The organism is Bacteroides sp. RCH18 (genome assembly GCF_058231005.1).
Genome location: NZ_JBIPTC010000001.1, coordinates 1,464,475 through 1,479,309 on the forward strand (window position 1 = coordinate 1,464,475; position 14,835 = coordinate 1,479,309).

Annotated in this window: 16 protein-coding genes; 4 read left to right on the plus strand and 12 right to left on the minus strand. The window is 41.7% G+C overall.

What is annotated here, in order from left to right; translation table 11 throughout:
* Window positions 1–4: 4 nt before the first annotated feature.
* Window positions 5–853: a carboxylating nicotinate-nucleotide diphosphorylase gene (nadC, locus tag ACHLI0_RS05855; RefSeq protein ID WP_055221186.1), complete on the minus strand. Its 849-nt coding sequence runs from the start codon at window positions 851–853 to the stop codon at window positions 5–7.
* Complete coding sequence (locus tag ACHLI0_RS05860; protein WP_011107862.1) at window positions 846–1,238, minus strand: DUF4783 domain-containing protein; 393 nt, start codon at window positions 1,236–1,238, stop codon at window positions 846–848. The genes nadC and ACHLI0_RS05860 overlap by 8 nt, the downstream gene beginning before the upstream one ends.
* Before the next feature lie 127 nt (window positions 1,239–1,365).
* On the opposite strand from ACHLI0_RS05860, the gene rlmH reads away from it, so the two are divergent.
* Window positions 1,366–1,839: a 23S rRNA (pseudouridine(1915)-N(3))-methyltransferase RlmH gene (gene rlmH / locus ACHLI0_RS05865; RefSeq protein ID WP_011107863.1), complete on the plus strand. Its 474-nt coding sequence runs from the start codon at window positions 1,366–1,368 to the stop codon at window positions 1,837–1,839.
* A 28-nt stretch (window positions 1,840–1,867) separates the two neighbouring features.
* Here rlmH and ACHLI0_RS05870 read toward each other — a convergent pair whose 3' ends face one another.
* The 4 genes from ACHLI0_RS05870 to ACHLI0_RS05885 form a co-directional block, all read right to left on the minus strand.
* On the minus strand, window positions 1,868–2,506 hold the full coding sequence (locus ACHLI0_RS05870; protein WP_490748652.1) for an HD domain-containing protein: 639 nt from the start codon (window positions 2,504–2,506) through the stop codon (window positions 1,868–1,870).
* A 31-nt stretch (window positions 2,507–2,537) separates the two neighbouring features.
* Window positions 2,538–2,993, minus strand: coding sequence for a preQ(1) synthase (gene queF / locus ACHLI0_RS05875; RefSeq protein ID WP_490748653.1), 456 nt, complete (start codon window positions 2,991–2,993; stop codon window positions 2,538–2,540).
* A 605-nt stretch (window positions 2,994–3,598) separates the two neighbouring features.
* Window positions 3,599–4,258 carry a 7-cyano-7-deazaguanine synthase QueC gene (queC, locus tag ACHLI0_RS05880; RefSeq protein WP_490749553.1) on the minus strand — a complete coding sequence of 220 codons (660 nt, stop codon included), beginning with the start codon at window positions 4,256–4,258 and terminating at the stop codon, window positions 3,599–3,601.
* 56 nt (window positions 4,259–4,314) lie between these two features.
* A complete protein-coding gene (locus tag ACHLI0_RS05885) occupies window positions 4,315–4,995 on the minus strand; it encodes a queuosine precursor transporter (RefSeq protein ID WP_008762200.1) in 681 nt (226 codons plus the stop codon).
* Window positions 4,996–6,140: 1,145 nt separating this feature from the next.
* Between ACHLI0_RS05885 and ACHLI0_RS05890 the strand changes: the two genes are divergently transcribed.
* Both ACHLI0_RS05890 and ACHLI0_RS05895 read left to right on the plus strand, forming a co-directional pair.
* The gene (locus tag ACHLI0_RS05890) at window positions 6,141–6,983 is read left to right on the plus strand and encodes a DNA-directed RNA polymerase subunit alpha C-terminal domain-containing protein (RefSeq protein ID WP_272201075.1); all 843 of its coding nucleotides are present in this window, start codon (window positions 6,141–6,143) and stop codon (window positions 6,981–6,983) included.
* Window positions 6,984–7,068: 85 nt separating this feature from the next.
* The gene (locus ACHLI0_RS05895) at window positions 7,069–7,353 is read left to right on the plus strand and encodes a YtxH domain-containing protein (protein WP_117977784.1); all 285 of its coding nucleotides are present in this window, start codon (window positions 7,069–7,071) and stop codon (window positions 7,351–7,353) included.
* Between the two features lie 144 nt (window positions 7,354–7,497).
* Here ACHLI0_RS05895 and ACHLI0_RS05900 read toward each other — a convergent pair whose 3' ends face one another.
* The 5 genes from ACHLI0_RS05900 to ACHLI0_RS05920 form a co-directional block, all read right to left on the minus strand.
* Window positions 7,498–7,785 carry a winged helix-turn-helix domain-containing protein gene (locus ACHLI0_RS05900; protein ID WP_008762199.1) on the minus strand — a complete coding sequence of 96 codons (288 nt, stop codon included), beginning with the start codon at window positions 7,783–7,785 and terminating at the stop codon, window positions 7,498–7,500.
* Window positions 7,770–8,360, minus strand: coding sequence for a hypothetical protein (locus ACHLI0_RS05905; RefSeq protein ID WP_117578853.1), 591 nt, complete (start codon window positions 8,358–8,360; stop codon window positions 7,770–7,772). The genes ACHLI0_RS05900 and ACHLI0_RS05905 overlap by 16 nt, the downstream gene beginning before the upstream one ends.
* A 59-nt stretch (window positions 8,361–8,419) precedes the next feature.
* Complete coding sequence (locus ACHLI0_RS05910) at window positions 8,420–10,597, minus strand: outer membrane beta-barrel protein (protein WP_490748654.1); 2,178 nt, start codon at window positions 10,595–10,597, stop codon at window positions 8,420–8,422.
* Between the two features lie 4 nt (window positions 10,598–10,601).
* A complete protein-coding gene (locus tag ACHLI0_RS05915; protein ID WP_413555518.1) occupies window positions 10,602–10,976 on the minus strand; it encodes a DUF2141 domain-containing protein in 375 nt (124 codons plus the stop codon).
* 248 nt (window positions 10,977–11,224) lie between these two features.
* Window positions 11,225–11,728 (minus strand): RNA polymerase sigma factor, encoded by a 504-nt coding sequence (locus ACHLI0_RS05920; RefSeq protein ID WP_490748655.1) that lies wholly within the window; start codon window positions 11,726–11,728, stop codon window positions 11,225–11,227.
* Between the two features lie 163 nt (window positions 11,729–11,891).
* Here ACHLI0_RS05920 and ACHLI0_RS05925 point away from each other — a divergent pair, with 163 nt between their 5' ends.
* Window positions 11,892–13,181 carry a DcaP family trimeric outer membrane transporter gene (locus tag ACHLI0_RS05925; RefSeq protein WP_055221201.1) on the plus strand — a complete coding sequence of 430 codons (1,290 nt, stop codon included), beginning with the start codon at window positions 11,892–11,894 and terminating at the stop codon, window positions 13,179–13,181.
* A gap of 96 nt (window positions 13,182–13,277) precedes the next feature.
* Here ACHLI0_RS05925 and ACHLI0_RS05930 read toward each other — a convergent pair whose 3' ends face one another.
* Entirely contained in the window at window positions 13,278–14,711 is a 1,434-nt protein-coding gene (locus tag ACHLI0_RS05930) for an OmpP1/FadL family transporter (RefSeq protein ID WP_490748656.1), read from the minus strand.
* Window positions 14,712–14,835: the final 124 nt, after the last annotated feature.

Genomic DNA, 14,835 nt, shown 5'->3' on the forward strand with positions numbered 1-14,835 from the left:
AGATTCAGCATGCTTTGAAGCTCATGTCAAGTCCTTTCACCGAATGAGTCAAAGCTCCAACAGAGATAAAGTCTACGCCACATTCGGCATAGTCGCGAAGGGTATCGAAAGTGATACCGCCGGAAGATTCTGTTTCGTATTTGCCGGCTACCATGTCGACTGCCTTCTTTGTCATTTCGGGCGTAAAGTTGTCGAACATGATGCGGTCTACGCCACCCAAGTCAAGCACTTGCTGCAATTCGTCGAAGTTGCGTACTTCGATTTCAATCTTCAGGTCCTTGCCCTTTTCCTTGCAGTAATCCTTGGCACGGTTGATCGCTTTGTCGATACCTCCGGCAAAATCCACATGATTGTCTTTGAGCAGAATCATGTCGAACAGACCGATACGATGGTTTACACCGCCACCGATTTTGACTGCCATCTTTTCGAGGATACGCATACCCGGAGTTGTCTTACGGGTATCCAGCACGCGGGTGTGAGTGCCTTCCAGTACCTTTGCATACTTGCGGGTCATGGTTGCGATACCGCTCATACGCTGCATCACGTTCAGCATCAGGCGTTCGGTCTGGAGCAAGGATTGTACTTTTCCTTCTACGATCATAGCTACGTCGCCCGGTTTCACTTCAGTGCCGTCATTGATAAACACTTCCACTTTCATGGACGGGTCGAAACGGTTGAAGATTTCTTTGGCAACTTCGATTCCGGCCAGTACACCGGCTTCTTTGATCAGTAGTTTTGATTTTCCCATTGCAGTAGCGGGAATACACGAAAGGGTGGTATGGTCACCATCACCTATATCTTCTGCAAAAGCAAGATCGATCAGTTTGTCGATCAGTTCTTTTTCCTTATTCATTGATCTTGTCAATTCTTATTTGGTGTATTAAATATTGAGTCTGCACTTTTTTCAGGAAGCAGTTCACACGGAATTTCCCTTTTGTAGTCGTCAGCGTACCTATGACAAAACTGGATTCATCCCGTTTTCCCTGATGATTCACGTCAAATGCGTTGACCTTGTTTTCCGTGAAAAACTCTTGCATCATTGCTGTCGCTTTCTTCTTGTCAACGTTTGCCGAGCTGCCTTGGAGAACGAGGTTTACCTTGTCTCCCATATACTTACTCAGTTCCTGCGAGCTTCCCCGCTTAAATGCCGTAATCACTCCTGCCGGTATCTCCTGCGCCATCAGCAATGAGACAGAAAGAAGCAAAGAGGCCATTCCTAAAAGCACTCGTTTCTTCATAAATCCAAGCTTTTGGGTTGAAGTTTAAAGGCTTAAACTTTCAACTAATGATAGGCAAAGGTAAGCATTAATTGCAGAATAACATAAAAAATGCCTATTTTTGTGCTCGAATCAGAATATCAGACGCATGAAAACAACTTTGCTCGTCGTTGGACGAACCGTAGAACAACACTATATTACAGCTATTAATGACTATATTCAGCGTACCAAACGCTTCATCACTTTTGATATGGAAGTGATCCCCGAACTGAAGAATACCAAGAGCCTTTCGATGGATCAGCAGAAGGAGAAAGAAGGGGAACTGATATTGAAAGCACTTCAACCGGGGGATGTGATCGTACTGCTCGATGAGCACGGGAAGGAAATGCGATCACTCGAATTTGCCGATTACATGAAGCGGAAGATGAATACGGTGAATAAGCGGTTGGTATTTGTCATCGGTGGTCCTTACGGATTTTCGGAGAAGGTGTATCAGGTAGCTAATGAAAAGATTTCAATGTCGAAGATGACGTTTTCACATCAGATGATACGGCTGATCTTCGTGGAACAGATTTATCGGGCGATGACGATATTGAATGGAGGACCGTATCATCATGAATAACATGCCTCCATTCAACAGCAAACTCTCCTTATCCTGCTGAGTTTTCCGCTAAATATAATTTATCAAATACCGTTCGCAGTTCTTCCTCATTCTCCATCAATTGACGCAACTCCGCCAACCGTCCGGCATTATCAGATTGGGGTATCCACAACTTCAGATACCCTCCTTCTGCATATTTATCGGCAAGATGTTTCCGGAAGCGTTCATACTGATGCTCTTTATCCATCTCCGGATAATGAGACAAACCATACTGTACGGTACGGCGCAGTGTTATTTCCGGATCAATAATCCGGTCTGCCTCAGCCACTATTTTCCCATAGATACTTCGCGGAGCCTGTTTATTGGAGGCACGATGATCTTCTATCGATTCTTTCATCTGCAGCATTTGTTCATCGGTAAACCAACGGTGCAAAATTTCATCTGCCAACAGTATTCTCCCCGAAACGATATGATGAAATTCACGTCCTTCGCACAAACCCAAGTCGTGATAAGCGGCAATCGTATAAACCATTGCAGAATCGACTTCATAATGAAGAGCCAGCTTCAGACTTTCTTCGATCACTTTTTCCACATGGTCAATCTGATGTGCTTTATCAAAACCGGCATATTGCGGGATAATCCTTTCCTGTACGTATCTCTGCAATTCAATAGGTATATTATGAGTCATATTCTGCCCGTATTATTATTTTTTAATCTGGTTATTCCCGATTCATCAGCCTATGGTCCGCCATCTGTTCGAACTTCGTTCCCGGACGGCCATAATTGGCATACGGATAAATCGAAATACCGCCACGTGGAGTAAAGATACCCGTAACCTCAATATATTTGGGATTCATCAGTTTTATCAGATCTTTCATGATGATATTCACACAGTCTTCATGAAATGCACCATGATTACGGAAGCTGAACAGATAAAGTTTCAAACTCTTGCTTTCCACCATCTTAATGTCGGGGATGTAACTGATACGTATTTCTGCAAAGTCAGGTTGTCCGGTTATGGGGCACAGGCTTGTAAATTCGGGACAGTTGAAACGTACCCAGTAATCATTTTCCGGATGCTTATTATCGAAAGCCTCCAATACTTCAGGAGCATAGTCTTGTTTATACTCCGTTTTTCTTCCTAATAAGGAAAGTTGGTCTTTTAATTCAGCCATTGTTTAATGTTGTTTTAAACTCTCTTCATATAGAAAAAAACGCAAAACATCTTTCACCTGTCACCATATTCACTGAAACGGCTTATCCATCGATGGTTCAGTGGTGAAAGATTGATGATTGCAATCTATCACCGATCTTTCATCTTTCACCGTCCGGTATTCCTATTATCATCCGGTACTCCTATTATCAAAACGACCGTTGCTTTTAGTCGTTTCCTATAAAGGAATGAAGTGTTTCACTATGATGGAACTCTAGTTTCAAAGCCTTGAAACTAAAAGTTTCGAGCGTATGAAACTATGGTTTCAAGCAATGGAAACTAGAGTTTCAAGCGTATGGAACCAAAGTTTCAAGCGGTTGAAACTTCTTGAAACAACCGGCAATGACTCTTTACCCTTGCACATCCCGAAATGAAACGAATGCCAATGATAGAATAGCAAGCATCTATCAGCAAAGATAAAGGTGACAATAAAAAAGCATTCATCGGTTATTATCACCCTATTATCACCATCTATTATCACCCTTTATTCATTTGTAATCAAGGAGTTAATCTTCAAAAGTGACAAGTGACAATAAAAAACACGTTTTTAGTCTCTGTGTAGAGATATTATTGATTCTTCTTTTTTAAATACTTTTCCAGCCCCTCACGACGTAACGTACAGGCGGGACAATGCCCGCAGCCATCCCCCTGAATACCATTATAGCATGTCAAAGTCTCGTTACGGATCAAATCCAGTACTCCCAATTGATCTGCCAAAGCCCAAGTTTCTGCTTTATCAATCCACATCAGAGGGGTATGAATCACGAATTGTTCATCCATTGCCAGGTTTAATGTCACATTCAGAGACTTAATAAACGCGTCCCGGCAATCGGGATAACCGCTAAAGTCAGTCTGAGAAACTCCCGTCACCAAATGATTGATGCCACGTTCGCGGGCATATACTGCGGCAATACTCAGGAAAAACAGATTACGCCCCGGAACAAAGGTATTGGGTACGCTGTCTGCGGGCTTTTCCTGATCCATTACCATCGTGGTGTCAGTCAACGAATTATGTCCCAATGTTCCTATGAAAGACACGTCCATCACATCAAATTCCACTTCTGCCTTTCGGGCTATTTCTCTGGCGAGTTCTACTTCCTTCTGGTGCTTCTGACCATAAAGGAAACTCAAAGCGTATACTTTCTTAAAGCTGCGTTTCGCCCAAAAGAGGCAAGTGGTGGAATCCTGTCCGCCACTGAACACAACCAATGCAGTCTCTCTGTTCATCATAAAATTCTCTTTATATTCTCAGCCCTCGAAGCAGGCCGGAAGAAGTCGTTTCATTAAATATCTTTGACTTTCAGTACGTTATAAGAAATGTTGGTATCGTATACGTCACTGCCGTCTACCTTCTTAATCACTTTCACTACGCGGATAGTCACCGGAAGGATGATAACCTCGTACATAGATTTCAGTACGATCTGAAGTCCCATCATGATAAGCAGTTCTTTCCAGGCAATGATGCCTCCGAAAGCTATCGGGAAGAAAATCAACGAATCGGCAGTCTCACCGACAATCGTTGAGAGAATAGCCCGGGCAGAGAAGTTCCGCCCCTGACTGGCGATCTTCATCTTACTCATCACATACGCATTAAGGAATGAACCGACAAGGAAAGCCATCAAACTGGCTGCTACGATGCGGGGAGCCATACCGAATACAAAATCGAAATGCTCTTCGCCTTCCCAGAACGGAGCAGCCGGTATCGCAACAGCTATCAAGCCAAGCCCTACCACAAAGAAGTTCATGGCAAAACCACTCCAGATAATAAGACGTGCTTTCTTGAATCCCCAGACTTCGGCGATACAATCATTAATGATATAAGAAATGGGAAAAACCAATAATCCGGCTGTGACAGTCAGGCTGCCGACCTGAATTACTTTCGTTTCAAGAAGATTGGCTGCAATGAGGCATACATTGAAGAGAATGCCCAGCAACATAAAAGGTACTGATACTTTTTCTTTCATAACTCCTGTTTTTTACGTGGTGTTCTAGAATACACGACCGCTATTCACGGCATCATACATCTTTTTACTTGTTTCGGGGTGCAAAGATAATAAAAAACTTGCAACTAGCCATAATACACCTGATAATACTTTGTACTTAGTTGAGACATCATAGTCAACCCTATCGTCAAGTTCCCACTAAATAATACCTATTTTGAACTACTGGCTAAGGAAAAAGAAATCTCTTCAATCTCTGTTTCCAGAAAAAGAATTATATTTGCAATGAAGATTGGACCATTGACTGCCAATCTTCGTGTTTTAGGACATCTTAATTATCGGAACAGAAAAGTGGTATTTTCTAAATAGCTAGTTAATATAGGTGTCTTTACCAAGTTTATATCCTCATTCGATACTTAAGTTCTGGTGCGGGCATACTGTATTTTCAGCTATAGGTTATACCACTACCTCTGTTTCGAAATACATGTATCGTCCACACCGAACTTATATCCAAATCAAAACATATAAGCATTGGTGCGGGTATACTGTATTTTCACCTGTTGGTATTGCGACTACCACGAGCTAGAAATACATATATTACTCGCACCTCTTTCATTTAATCCGGTTGGGATATTGGGGGGGGGGTAATTGAAGAAGCCGCAAAAAATAATCAGATATCTCTAGATGTATTAACACGTGATGTATAAACAGAAAATTACTAGCTTGGAAATTGATCACTATCTGATGCTCGATGAGGATAGTCTGCCGAATACTTTGGACTTAATTGAGATATCATAGATAACTTAATCGTCAAGTTCCCATTAAATAACACCTATTTTGAACTACTGCCTAAGAAAAAAGACATTTCTGACATCCCCGTTTCCAGAAAAAGAATTATATTTGCAACGAGGATTGGACCATTGACAGCCAACCCTCATGTTTTAGGACATTTAATTAATTCGTGTTGAGAAGTCGCGTTTTCAAACTAGAAGATATTATTAGATGTCCGCACCGAACTTATATTCAATTTAAAACATATAAGCATTGGTGCGGGCGTACTATATTTATCTTCTATGGGCTCGCGACTGCCTCAACATGGAAATATATGTATGACTCGCACCTCTTTTTTTAATCCGGTTGCGACACATACACTTAAAAACTAATGAGGTATGACAACAAAACAATGGATTGGAATTGAAGAAGCCGCAAAAAAGTATCAGGTATCTTCTAGACGTATTAACACGTGGTGTAAAAAACAGGAAATTACTTGCTCGGAAATCGACCACTATCTGATGCTCGATGAAGACAGTCTGCTGAGATGCATTGAACGACACACACAGCTTAGTCTTACAGAGAAGGAACTCGAAAAACGCAAAGAAAGATTAATAAAGGAAAGTGAAGAGGAAATCTTCTTACTACAGTCTATGAAAGAACTTACTCCGGTAATGCGTCAGATAATAAAAGAACTTGCCGGAATGATACAGAACGATAACAGAAGACGGATGTTTCTTTTTATCTCATTGGAAGGAAGTTTCAAAGAATATTGCAAGCAGTCTTGCCAAAACACCTATAATATGCAAGACGAATATCAAAGACTTATACGTGAAATCAAAAATCGAACCGGATTCCTCAAAACCTATAAAGACGAAATGATACACCTCAAAGCAGCACTGCGACTTTACGAAATGTATTACGGAAAAGACTGCCTCTATACAATGAACACAGAAAACCAAATGACGAAAGAGGAAAAAGAGGCGATCGCCCTGCTCAATACCCCTATAGAAAATTTAGGATTTGAAGTAAGAGCATCACGAGTTCTATGCGAAGAAGGAATACAAACCCTCCGGGATTTATTAGAACTAACTTACAAATATGGATGGAACAGACTGACAAAAATTCGTGATTTGGGCTCTACAACACAGAACAGAATAATGAAACGACTACAAGAACTGAACATTCTGGATGATATGGATGAAGACGTCTCTTATTTATATAAATACCTGGATAAATAAAAAGACTTAAAATTCCTCCCACCCAAAAGTATTTTCAAATTGCCGGATTGTTCTAGAGGTATGTTCAATTTAAAAACTTAAGATCATGGATTATCAATCAAAAAAAGACGTAAATGTAGCAGCAGAACAGGCAAAGATGGATGCCAAACTTGCTCAAGAAAGAGCCGAAGAAGCTAAAGAAAGAGGAGCGGAAGCAAGTGCCCACTCTGGGGACAGCTTGAAAAAGAAAGTGCAACATGCCGCCAATGTCGCCAAAGAAAAAGCTACGGAAGCAACCAACACTGTGAAGGAAAAAGCCACAGAAATGAGCCATACCGCACAGGAGAAGGCTCAACAAGCCAAAGACAGAATAAAAGAAATGATGGATTAATTCATCCCGTAAAATGCAATTAAAAACTATGCCGATAAAGAAATGTACTTATACATTGACTTTACCGGCATAGTTCAAGTTTAGATTACATTCTCTTACTTTGCGCCCAATAAAGGTTTCAAACCTCTTTCTTTTAAGTACGAACTACAACCCCGAAAGATACTCCTTCAGCGTCTCCACATATTCCTCCATCGCTTTCCTGCCTCCGGCAGTGATCCGGCAGGCAGTACGCGGCCTTTTGCCTACAAAGCTTTTTTCCACCTCGATATATCCGGCTTCACTCAGCTTATCCAACTGCACACTGAGGTTTCCCGCTGTCGACTGGGTCTTCTCTTTCAAGTAGACGAACTCAGCCTCCTCCACCGTCAGCAGAATCGACATTATAGCCAAGCGAAGCTGTGAATGCAAGATAGGATTCAGTTCTTTAAACATTGCTTCTTCATCTGTTTATTCATAATATGTCCGGGGACAATCATCATCACTATAAAGATGGCGGCAAACACCAGATATACTCCGCTTCCATGAATAAAAAGCATGGAAAAAGAAAGGGCGATACCAATCATCCCCGCTATACTAAGCGGCTTGTACTTACATACCAACCCCGTAAGAGTAGCCCCCATCCCCATCAATAAGGAAATTACAAACAGAATATCAATACGGACAACAAATGCCATGCAAGACAGACAAAAACCTACTACTCCAAACACAGCCCATATCTGACCAGTCACCCGGTCTATGTAATTTTTTGCTCCCTTATTCTTGTCTTTCCTATTAAAAAAGATAGTCAGCGGTCCGGCAATGACAGGCAAAGCAAACCAGAGAAAATTGATCTGCCACACTCCCGTCTGCAAATAAAAGTACCATACCAAAAGTGATATAGCCACAGTAGTATATCCCCATATCAATAATGGGTAGGCTGCATAACGGGCTGTATGGTCCTGCGTCTCCCGAATCATGCGGGCAATCAGTTCCAAACTCTCTTTCTCTGAAATTCTCTTGTCTTCCATATTCTATCAATTTTGTTTCAAAAATAATATTGTTTACGTAATAAACCAAAAATCCTTGTCTATTTTCCTTCGATACGGCTTCTTTCACTTGCCGATTTCTTTTCTACAGTCACCGCACCCGATTTCTTTCCATGATTGAAATTCCAGGTAAATGTGAGTTTCATCAGTCTTCCGCTCGAAGCCAGTTCAAAACGATTCTGCGATGAATAACTCGGTACATTGCTGAAATAAGAATTATATCGGTTGAAGATATTGTCTACCCCCAAAGTAGCTACACAACGCCCGTCTTTCCATTTTTTGCGCAGGTGCAGGTTGAATGTATGACGAGGATCGATCCCGCTATTACCGGAATACAACCGGCTAACTCCATTATATTGTGCTTCCAACGAATAGTCTGACGGTAAAAGGACCGTAGCATTAGCATTGGCAAAATAAAGGAAGTGCCCAAAGTAATCGTCCTCCCGATACATGCGGATATCTTGCCTCACTCCGATAAAGCTGGCATTCAGATTCAGCCAATTGAGCGGCTGCCAGGGAGCAGTGATAGCTACGAACCAATGGTTCTCACGATTGTGATTCTCATTGATGACATATGATATATCCGAATTCTCCGCATCTTCTTTACCAAACTGACGGATCAGATCATGGTGCAAATTGCCGCCAACAGTCAATGTATACCGGAAGTTATAGACCAGCGTAATACTGAATTTATTAATATAAGTAGGACGCAACATCGGGTTGCCTATCAGATAACTGTATTCGGAAGTCTGAATCCGGTTCGGGTTGAGAGCCGAAAAAGTCGGACGTTCTATATAGCGTCCATACTGACCGATAAGCATCCACTTGTGAATTTCATCAAAATAGAAATTTCCGTCGATATGTGGAAACCAATCCCAGTATTTTCTCGTCCGACGTTCTGTTTCATTGGAGGTTTGCGTATATTCTCCCCGAAGTCCAATATGAACAGATCCTCTTTTCATATCCAGAGAATAAGTTCCGTATAAAGCACCGATATTCTCGTGATAATCGAGTTCATATCCATAAGCAACATTGGGCTTCCAACTTTCGTCAGGTTCCAGCCCTTCGTAACAGGCATCATCTTTCATTCCCGTATAGGTATATTTCATTCCTACCTGGAAAAACGATTTCTTATGCAACTGTTGTTTCCACGACAGATCGGCAGTTGCGATCTGATAAGTGGCATTAGAGCGGGAACGGTAAACGGTATCTTTATTTAGAGCACCTATCTCCTGAAAAATTTGATACTGATTTCTGCCATGCAGATCTTTAGAGATATAGTCGGTGACAAGCTTCAGCACCGAACCGTCCTTATCCAGTTTATGTATATAGTTGGCAGTAGCTGTATACATATTGTAAGTCTCTTTCTGACGATACACACCCTGACTTTCCATATCCAGCGGTCCTACCGACAGAGTAGAGTAACTCTGAGACGGCCAGATGTATCCGCGACGAACATACTCCAGCTCTACTCCCAGACTATTGGAAGAGTCCATCGTATAAACTGTTCCCATCCGAATCGTCCCGTAACGCGAAGGCTGCTTCATACGGGTCAGACTGGAAAAACCTTTATCTCCCGCTACATAATCACGGGTAACGTACAAATCTCCTTTATTCTGAGGAACCAAAGTGCCGGAAGCAAATCCATAGGTATCCCACTTCCCACTATGATAATTCAAGCTACCGCTAGGCTGATAAGATTGCAAGGAAGAGGCAAAAGAAGCATTCATAGAAAGATTTCCCTGAAATCCTTTGTCCGTATGACGTCTCATTATAATATGTATAGCACCTCCCTGAGCATCGGCATCCTTATCGGCTCCCGCCATTGGAAGCACTTCAACGCGGGCAATATCGTCCGATTTCAAAGAACGGAGATAGCTTATCAGCATCTCTCCGGTAAGTTTTATCTCCCTATTATCTACAAACACCTTCGTGCCGGAAGAACCATTGATGGAAACCCGCTCGTCGGACAACCATACTCCGGGCGCTTGTTGAAGGAGTTCGACTCCGTCTTTGTTCTGTGCAGGAGGGACGGACAGGATAAAACGGTCTGCTTTCCGTTTCACAGGACTTGTCCGTACCACCACTTCCTGCAACGCATAAGTGGAATCTTCTGCCAAAGTATCATTCACAGCCATCGGCCGGGCAGCCGTCGAAGCCTGCCCCCAAGCGGTAACTCCGGTAAAGCCGGTCAATATCAGAAATATCAGGTATCGCATACTGTTAGTCATTTACCGGATAATACATCTTCATTTTAACGGTAGCCGAAGCATCCGCCTCTTTCTTGCATTTTTCCCGGGCATACCCTTCTACCGGTATTCCCTGTTCATTCATGTCCAATTCCCAGTTTCCGTTCTCATCATGGAAAAGAGAGATTAAAAACTTTTCCCATGGAACATCTTTTAGAACAACAGTCACTGTATCTTTAACAGCAGTAGCCATCGCATATACCGGCTTCGATTCCGAATCCTGTTGTGCCATGACCATAATAGCGCCTTTTGCACTACGAATACCCTGTACTTCTACTTTTACTTCCTGTGCAAAAGTAACAACGTGGTAACAAATAATCCCTAAAGCAATGAATAACAAGCGTTTCATCTTTTTCTTCCTTCCTATCAATTAGTTGACGTGATTTAATTAGTTTATTATATAAACCATATATGGATTAAAAAAAGTAAGGAGCTGCGCATCTCTCTTACTCGATGCAAATATAAATAGGTTTATTTTATAAACCAAACATTTCGGAAGAATATTTCAAATTAAATAAGCCTTCCCGTCATTCGTCGTATTTTGACAGAAAGGCTTCACTTTGACCTTAAAACACATCACTCAATTAGAAAGTTGCATCAGGAGAAGTCTTTCAATTCTTCTTTCAGACGCTTGCGGATAAAGAAAAGTCGGCTCTTTACCGTCCCCATCGGCAATCCTAATTTTTCGGCAATTTCCCTGTATTTAAATCCAGCTACAAACATCTGGAAAGGAACTTTCATATCTTCGGGGATGGAATGGATCACTCTATACAACTGCTTCATGTCGTAAGCAAACTCGAAACGGTCGCCATCTTCATCTTCTATCAAACTTTGCTGATTGATGGAATAGGTATCATCAATCAAATTCATTTCGCGGACCGTGCGCCGGTAGTTGTTGACAAAGATATTACGCATGATGGTAAACATCCATCCTTTCAGATTCTTGGCATGCGTAAATTTCTCATGATTATCTAATGCCTGCAATACACAATCCTGAACTAAGTCGTTGGCTGAATCACGGTCTGAAGTCAACTTATATGCGAAACGATGCAGGTCTGACTCCATCGCCAATATTCCTTGAGTAAAATCCACTTTTTCCATTCTCGTATTTTATTTATCTAATTAGTACGATACAAAGATCCGCTTTTTTAGAACGATTATAAATAGCAATTCTTCCGATAAGTTTGGCAATTTTTCCTTAGCCCCTCTCAACCATTTCTTTTTTTAGTTGTTCATTGGGCATTCACCTAAAACTTAACTGATAATGAAAACAAGCTTTAAAATGGTAGCTATGCTACTGGGGATCGGAATTTTCCCCGTCTGTGCTCATGCGCAAAAGAAAGTAGTCATTGAGGATGAGGAACCAAATTCCATTATGTTCGTCTCCAGGGACAAAGCCGGAGATGAAATCATCCGAATCATGAACGACCGCTCTCAGATGCGTTTTCACGACCCGAATGCTCCCCGCTTCCTTCTGACGGACCAGAAAGGAAAATTCGCCCTTGGTATCGGTGGCTACGTACGTGCTACGGCAGAGTATGATTTCAACGGCATCGTTGACGATGTGGATTTCTATCCGGCATTGATCGGACAGCCCGGAAAGGGAAATTTTGCCAAGAATCAATTCCAGATGGACATCACCACTTCTACCCTATTCCTGAAATTGGTAGGACGAACCAAGCATCTGGGCGACTTCGTGGTGTATACCGCCGGAAACTTCCGTGGAGATGGGAAGACGTTTGAACTTCAAAATGCGTATGCGCAGTTCTTAGGATTTACCATCGGATACAGCTACGGTTCATTCATGGACCTTTCGGCTCTGCCCGCAACAATTGACTTTGCCGGTCCTAACGGTTCCGCTTTCTATCGTACCACTCAACTGAGTTATATGTGCGATAAACTGAAAAACTGGAAATTCGGTGTTGCCATGGAAATGCCTTCGGTAGACGGTACAACGAATAGCGATGTATCTATCAACACGCAACGAATGCCGGATTTTGCAGCTTCTGCACAGTATAACTGGAATAGTAACAGTCATATTAAGTTGGGTGCAATCGTACGCAGCATGACTTATTCAAGTAATGTGCACGACAAGGCTTTTTCGACTACCGGATTTGGTCTGCAGGCATCTACCACTTTTAATGTAACCAAGAAGTGGCAAGTGTTCGGACAGTTTAATTATGGAAAAGGAATCGGTTCTTATCTGAATGATTTAAGTAATCTGAATGTGGACATCGTTCCCGATCCGGATAATGAAGGCAAGATGCAGGTTCTTCCGATGCTGGGCTGGTATGCGGGGTTGCAATATAATATTTGCCCGAATATCTTTGTATCCGGTACATACAGCTTATCCAGACTTTACTCTGAAAACAACTATCCGAGTGATAATCCGGAAGCATACCGAAAAGGACAGTATTTCGTAGCAAATGCTTTCTGGAATGTGACTAGCAATATGCAAGTAGGTGTTGAATATCTGAGAGGATGGCGCACTGATTTCAGCTCTTCTACCCGCCATGCCAATCGGTTGAATATGCTGGTTCAGTATTCTTTCTAATCTATTACATATATAATATAGGTATATAATATGAAAAGCCGCCTCAAAACAATGTTTGAGACGGCTTCTTTTATATAAAATCGTAGCGGATTAATATTAGAACTTATAGTTTACACTTACACCAAACACTTTGTTTGTACGACTATAAACATCTTTATCCATTGAAGCCATAGCCCCATCCAAGCCACGTGGATTTTCTTTGGTATAATCGCTATAGGTAGTCCAGAAATAAGCAATGTCCAAACTTAATGCCTTATTAAGATTAACACGACCACCGAAACCTACTGAATAAGAATCACAAGAGAAACTTGTGTCTGTCTGGAAAGCATCACTCAATCCGTAATCAGTTTTCTGATAACCACCACTGACTGTGAATATTTTGTTTATATCCCATTCTACACCAGCCAGGTATTCGTGTGTTCCATGTTTCAATGTCTTCTGCTTGTTATCAGCCATACCTGCATTCTTGTCATCAAAGAAATGATACTCTACTGAAGCACGAAGAGAAGGCAAGAATTCATAACTTGCTGCTACAGATAACATAGAAGGGAGGTCACTTGGAGTATTCACACCATGCTGATAAGGTGCCATATAGGCAGCAGCAGCATCCGGAAATTCCAATTTATGTGTATTATTCTCAATATTCATATTAGCTTTGAACTCATACTTCGCAGCCAAATTCAACTTACCGAACTTAGCGTCTACACCGATAATCGGCGTCAATCCCCAACCTGTCTGGTCACAATCCAGTTCAAGCTTCGTGTCATTCAGTTTCTGAAGCATAGGTGCTGATTGTTCTTGTGCAATCTGCTGTGCCTGTTCTAAACTCAGATTAGGATTAGCACCCATAATTTGTTGTACTATAGCAGCACCGATCTGTTCTGCCACACCATCTTTCAAATTTATATTCAAGAAACCCTTATACCCGCCTGTGAAATAATTCATACGTGCACCGGCAAAAACAGAAAAGTGTTCATTAATCTTATAGCTTGCCCCTAACTGGAAACCATAAATATATTGACGACCTTCCATGGATGAATTGATATTGTACATATTAGGTTTCAACATATCACTTGTAGAATTTACCAAGCCGATAGCAGCTGCATCAAACATAGGCAAACCTGTATTGAAAGAAGCTTTTCCACCACCACCAACGATAGCGAAACTACCGGAAAATGCCCAGTCACCATTCTTATATACAGCATGGACAGAAGGGATAACGGGAGCCGAAGCTTTTCCTTCATAATTACGCACGGAAGTCTGTCCATCCATAGTCCACAAAGGACTTGTAGCAGCAATATCACGAGTCTGATATGCACTCTGAATAGTCAGTGCTACCTGTAAACCGTTTTGAGGAAGGAATGCCAGTCCGGCAGGATTACTATAAACTCCATCAACATCGATGGAAGCGCCGCGGGCTATCATGCGCAAGAAAGCAGCATTCTGATTCGTATTAGTTAGATAATCTCCGGCAAAAGTTGGAATTGAAACGATTAACATTACAAATCCAATCAAGAAATTTTTTCTCATCTAAATCTTTTTTAAATTAATTCGGGCGCAAAGATACAATATTCCTGCACACGAGACGTATGTTTGTGCACTTATTTTCGTTTACCAGCTCATTTTGATTGAAAATAAAAACTGTTTCTAATGA

Coding starts and splice junctions, on each gene's coding strand:
- ACHLI0_RS05920 (WP_490748655.1), bottom strand. CDS start 11,728: ATGGAAAAAGTGGATTTTACTCAAGGAATATTGGCGATGGAGTCAGAC.
- ACHLI0_RS05900 (WP_008762199.1), bottom strand. CDS start 7,785: ATGTTTAAAGAACTGAATCCTATCTTGCATTCACAGCTTCGCTTGGCT.
- ACHLI0_RS05895 (WP_117977784.1), top strand. CDS start 7,069: ATGGATTATCAATCAAAAAAAGACGTAAATGTAGCAGCAGAACAGGCA.
- ACHLI0_RS05925 (WP_055221201.1), top strand. CDS start 11,892: ATGAAAACAAGCTTTAAAATGGTAGCTATGCTACTGGGGATCGGAATT.
- ACHLI0_RS05885 (WP_008762200.1), bottom strand. CDS start 4,995: ATGAAAGAAAAAGTATCAGTACCTTTTATGTTGCTGGGCATTCTCTTC.
- ACHLI0_RS05905 (WP_117578853.1), bottom strand. CDS start 8,360: ATGGAAGACAAGAGAATTTCAGAGAAAGAGAGTTTGGAACTGATTGCC.
- ACHLI0_RS05860 (WP_011107862.1), bottom strand. CDS start 1,238: ATGAAGAAACGAGTGCTTTTAGGAATGGCCTCTTTGCTTCTTTCTGTC.
- rlmH (WP_011107863.1), top strand. CDS start 1,366: ATGAAAACAACTTTGCTCGTCGTTGGACGAACCGTAGAACAACACTAT.
- ACHLI0_RS05915 (WP_413555518.1), bottom strand. CDS start 10,976: ATGAAACGCTTGTTATTCATTGCTTTAGGGATTATTTGTTACCACGTT.
- queC (WP_490749553.1), bottom strand. CDS start 4,258: ATGAACAGAGAGACTGCATTGGTTGTGTTCAGTGGCGGACAGGATTCC.
- ACHLI0_RS05930 (WP_490748656.1), bottom strand. CDS start 14,711: ATGAGAAAAAATTTCTTGATTGGATTTGTAATGTTAATCGTTTCAATT.
- nadC (WP_055221186.1), bottom strand. CDS start 853: ATGAATAAGGAAAAAGAACTGATCGACAAACTGATCGATCTTGCTTTT.
- ACHLI0_RS05870 (WP_490748652.1), bottom strand. CDS start 2,506: ATGACTCATAATATACCTATTGAATTGCAGAGATACGTACAGGAAAGG.
- ACHLI0_RS05890 (WP_272201075.1), top strand. CDS start 6,141: ATGACAACAAAACAATGGATTGGAATTGAAGAAGCCGCAAAAAAGTAT.
- queF (WP_490748653.1), bottom strand. CDS start 2,993: ATGGCTGAATTAAAAGACCAACTTTCCTTATTAGGAAGAAAAACGGAG.
- ACHLI0_RS05910 (WP_490748654.1), bottom strand. CDS start 10,597: ATGCGATACCTGATATTTCTGATATTGACCGGCTTTACCGGAGTTACC.